Origin of the sequence: Duganella sp., from assembly GCF_039595735.1 — a bacterium.
GTDB lineage: Bacteria > Pseudomonadota > Gammaproteobacteria > Burkholderiales > Burkholderiaceae_D > Rugamonas.
Window position 1 is genome coordinate 1 of record NZ_JBCNLB010000045.1, and the last position, 4,300, is coordinate 4,300.

Consider the following 4,300-nt stretch of genomic DNA (forward strand, 5'->3'; position numbering starts at 1 on the left):
CAAAAGGAGATCGCCACGCGCTTTGACTTCAAGGGCACCGGCGCCGCCGTCGAACAAAAAGAGCGCGAGCTGACCATTACCGCCGATTCCGACTTCCAGCTGCAGCAGGTCCGCGACGTGCTGATCGGCAAGCTGGGCAAGCGCAAGGTCGACGTGCGCTTCCTGGAAGATGGCGACATCAAGAAAATCGGCGGCGACAAGGTACGCCAGGTCATCAAGGTCAAGAACGGCATTGAAGCGGACGACGCCAAGAAAATCGTGCGCGTCATCAAGGACAGCAAGATGAAAGTGCAAGCCTCGATCCAGGGCGAATCGGTGCGCGTGACCGGCGCCAAGCGCGACGACCTGCAGGCGGCGATCGCCATGCTGCGCAAGGATGTCACCGACCTGCCGCTGGAATTCAATAACTTCCGCGACTGATACTCGTCCGCCTGCGTGCGCGCCAGCCGGGCGCTGCCGCGCCGTCACAAAGCTGTAGTACGCATGGAGTAAAATGAATCGGGAACCCCGATCATGCGTACTACCGCGCGACCGCAATTAACTTCGGTAGTCTAAGGATAGCAATGAAACGTGTTGATGATTTCCGCCTGCGATTTGGCAATGAAGAATATGTGCCCATCATGATCGGCGGAATGGGTGTCGATATTTCGACCTCGGAACTGGCACTGGAAGCGGCCCGTCTGGGCGGCATCGGCCACATCTCGGATGCGATGGTGGAAGACGTGTCGGACCGCAAATTCGATACCAGCTTCGTCAAGGATAAGACCAAGCTCTACAAGCACAACATCAACAATATGGACAAGTCGATTGTCCAGTTCGACCTGGAGCGGCTGGCCGAAGCCCAGCGCCTGCACATCGGCGCCACCATGAAAGCGAAGAAAGGCCCCGGCCTGATCTTCGTCAACTGCATGGAAAAGCTGACCATGAACGGTCCGCGCGAAACCCTGCGCACGCGCCTGAACGCGGCGCTGGACGCCGGCATCGACGGCATCACCCTGTCGGCCGGCCTGCACTTCGGCTCGTTCGCGCTGATGGCCGACCACCCGCGCTTCCGTGAAGCCAAGCTGGGCATCATTGTGTCGTCGGTGCGCGCGCTGCAGATTTTCCTGCGCAAGAATGCCAAGCTGAACCGGCTGCCGGATTATGTCATCGTCGAAGGCCCGCTGGCCGGCGGCCACCTCGGCTTCGGCCTGGAGGACTGGAAAGACTACGACCTGATGACCATCACCAGGGAGCTGCTGGCTTACTTCAAGGAAGAGAAGCTGGACATTCCGCTGATCGCCGCCGGCGGCATCTTTACCGGGTCGGACGCGGTGAGCTTCCTGGAAGCCGGCGCGGCCGGTGTGCAGGTGGCGACCCGCTTCACCGTCACCAAGGAATGCGGCCTGCCGGACAAGGTCAAGCAGGAATACTTCAAGGCCACCGAAGAGGATGTGATCGTCAACGGCATTTCCCCGACCGGCTACCCGATGCGCATGCTGAAGAGCACGCCAGCGATCGGTTCCGGCATCCGTCCGGGCTGCGAATCGTACGGCTACCTGCTGGATGCCAGCGGCAACTGCGCCTACATCAACTCGTACAACCGCGAAGTGGAAGCCCATCCGAACGACAAGACCGTGGTGGTGATGGACAAGACCTGCCTGTGCACCCACATGCGCAACTTCAACTGCTGGACCTGCGGTCACTACACCTACAAGCTGAAGGACACCTCGTTCAAGAAGCCGGATGGCGACTACCAGCTGCTGACGGCGGAACATGTGTTCAAGGACTACCAGTTCAGCACGGACAATGCGATAGCCCTGCCTGAAAAAGAGTTCTAATTCAGATGTGAAAACGGCGCCCGAGGCGCCGTTTGTTTTTAACCGTCCTTGTTGATCCGGTGGATCAGTGCGCCCAGCACGTCTTCCGCCATCTCATTCTCCACCTGGCAGGTGCCGGCGTTCTCGTGCCCGCCGCCGCCGTACTCCAGCATCAGCGCGCCGATATTGGTTCTGGAGGTGCGGTTGAGGATGGACTTGCCGGTGGCGAAGACCGTGTTCTGGTTCTTCAGGCCCCACAGCACGTGGATCGAGATATTCGTTTCCGGGAACAGCGCGTAGACGATGAAGCGGTTGCCGGCAAAGATGATCTCTTCATTGCGCAGATCCAGCACCACCAGGTTCTTGTGCACGGTGGCGCAGCGGCGGATCTGGTCTTTGCATTTTTCCGCATGCTCGAAGTACAGGTCCTTGCGTTCCTTAACGTCCGGCAGCTGCATGATCTGATCGATCGTGTGGTTCTTGCAGTAGTCGATCAGGTCCATCATCAAGTTGTAGTTGGAGATGCGGAACTCGCGGAAGCGGCCCAGGCCGGTGCGCGCATCCATCAGGAAGTTCAGCAGATCCCAGCCTTCCGGATGCAGCACTTCCTGCTCGTTGAAGCGCGCGGCATCGCCCTTGTCGACCGCGGCCATCATGTCATTCCACGACGCCGGGAAAGCCTTCAGGCCGCCGTAGTAGTCATACACCACCCGCGCCGCCGACGGCGCTTCCGGATGAATCACGTGATTGGCGCGCTCACCGGTATTGCGGATCGTTTCCGACAAATGGTGGTCAAACGCCAGATGGGCGCCGGCAACGTACGGCAGATTGGTCGTGATGTCACGGTCAGTAATCGTGATTTTGCCATCCTGCATGTCCTTGGGATGCACGAACAGGATCTCGTCGATCAGATCCAGGTGCTTCAACAATACCGCGCACACCAAACCATCAAAATCGCTACGCGTTACCAAGCGATATTTCTTTGCTTCTGCCATGGAATACCTCAGGTGGGTTGGACACCGATAAATAATACAACCCAATCGCATGGCTGCCCAGAAATAGTGATGTCGCGTTGCATTACGTCACATGCTTTGCCGTAAAATCAAAACATGACAGCTTTTGACGCCATCATCGTTGGCAGTGGCCCCGGCGGCGCCAGCGTGGCGCGTGAACTGGCGCGGCGCGGGCAGCGCGTGCTGTTGCTGGAACGCGGCAGCGCCGCGCCGCTGCAAGGCACGCTCAGACAGATGGCCCGCATCGCCGCCATCCCAGGCAAAAGCAGCTTTGTGCACCGCGATGCGTCGCTACTGGTGAGCGGCGTGACGGTGGGCGGCACCTCCGCCATCAATTTCGCCACCGCCGCGCCGCCGCCACAGGCCATGTTCAGCGCCCATGACGTTGATCTTGCGCCGGCGCTGGAAGCGCTGCGTACCGAGCTGCCGATCTCCCAACTGCCCGACGAACTGATCGGCCCGATGGCCGCGCGCATCCGCGATGGCGCCCTCGCCCAGCGGCTCGACTGGCGCAAGCTCGATAAATTGATACGACCATCGCTCTGCCGCAGCGGCTGCTGGCGCTGCGCTTACGGCTGTCCGTTTGGCGCAAAGTGGACCGCACGCGACTTTGTCGACGAGGCAGTCCGGCTGGGCGCCATGCTGGTCGACCAGGCGCGGGTAGACAGTGTGATGGTGGAAAATGGCCGCGCCACCGGCGTGCGCTACCAGCGCGCCGGACAACAGCATGTGGCCGTGGGACACAACATCATCCTGGCCGCCGGCGGCATCGGCACGCCGCGGCTGCTGCATGCGTCTGGCTTGCAACCGGCCCACAGCCGTTTTTTCAGCGATCCGGTGATTGCGGTGATGGGGCATGTGGAGGACATCAACGGCGGGGCCGAGGTGCCGATGGCGGCCGGCCTCTACCTCCAGCAGGACGGCATCGCGCTGGCGGACATGACCTTGCCCAAGCCGATGTACCAGGCCTTTGCCGCGCAAGTCGGCCGGCTGGACCGGCTGGCATCGCACGCCGGCACACTCACCATCATGGTAAAAATCCGCGATGACATTGGGGGCAGCATCGGACCGCACTGGGTCGACAAGACGCTGGCGGCAGCGGACCGCCGCAAACTGGCCGCCGGCGTGGAAATGGCGCGCGGCATCCTGCGCGCAGCAGGCGCCCGCAACATCTTCAAGAGCTGGCATTTCGCTGCCCATCCAGGCGGCAGCGTGCGCATTGGCGAGGGCGTGGACCGTAATCTGCAAACAGGCACCGCCAACCTGTATGTCTGCGACGCCTCGGTGATTCCGCAGCCGTGGGGGCTGCCGCCGACACTGACTTTGCTGTGCCTGGGCAAACGTCTCGGAACATGGCTGTAAATGCAAAAAGGCCCGGTCGCAGACCGGGCCTTTTTGGCGGATAACTAGCTTGACGATAACCTACTTTCACACTGGTTGCAGCACTATCATCGGCGTAGAGTCGTTTCACGGTCCTGTTCGGGATGG

4 protein-coding genes are annotated in these 4,300 nt (G+C 60.8%); 3 read left to right on the top strand and 1 reads right to left on the bottom strand.

Features of this window, described 5'->3' with window-relative positions; genetic code table 11:
- Window positions 1–420: YajQ family cyclic di-GMP-binding protein (locus tag ABDW57_RS28115; protein ID WP_343733442.1), on the top strand; the 420-nt coding region annotated here is incomplete at its 5' end.
- A gap of 143 nt (window positions 421–563) precedes the next feature.
- Window positions 564–1,820, top strand: coding sequence for a nitronate monooxygenase (locus tag ABDW57_RS28120; RefSeq protein ID WP_343733443.1), 1,257 nt, complete (start codon window positions 564–566; stop codon window positions 1,818–1,820).
- A 38-nt stretch (window positions 1,821–1,858) separates the two neighbouring features.
- Here ABDW57_RS28120 and ABDW57_RS28125 read toward each other — a convergent pair whose 3' ends face one another.
- Window positions 1,859–2,794: an exopolyphosphatase gene (locus tag ABDW57_RS28125; RefSeq protein ID WP_343733444.1), complete on the bottom strand. Its 936-nt coding sequence runs from the start codon at window positions 2,792–2,794 to the stop codon at window positions 1,859–1,861.
- Between the two features lie 114 nt (window positions 2,795–2,908).
- On the opposite strand from ABDW57_RS28125, the gene ABDW57_RS28130 reads away from it, so the two are divergent.
- Window positions 2,909–4,174: an FAD-dependent oxidoreductase gene (locus ABDW57_RS28130; protein ID WP_343733445.1), complete on the top strand. Its 1,266-nt coding sequence runs from the start codon at window positions 2,909–2,911 to the stop codon at window positions 4,172–4,174.
- The last annotated feature ends 126 nt before the right edge of the window (window positions 4,175–4,300 follow it).

Bases quoted from the DNA above. Each gene is read 5' to 3' on its own strand.
- ABDW57_RS28130 (WP_343733445.1), top strand. From the start codon at position 2,909: ATGACAGCTTTTGACGCCATCATCGTTGGCAGTGGCCCCGGCGGCGCC.
- ABDW57_RS28125 (WP_343733444.1), bottom strand. From the start codon at position 2,794: ATGGCAGAAGCAAAGAAATATCGCTTGGTAACGCGTAGCGATTTTGAT.
- ABDW57_RS28120 (WP_343733443.1), top strand. From the start codon at position 564: ATGAAACGTGTTGATGATTTCCGCCTGCGATTTGGCAATGAAGAATAT.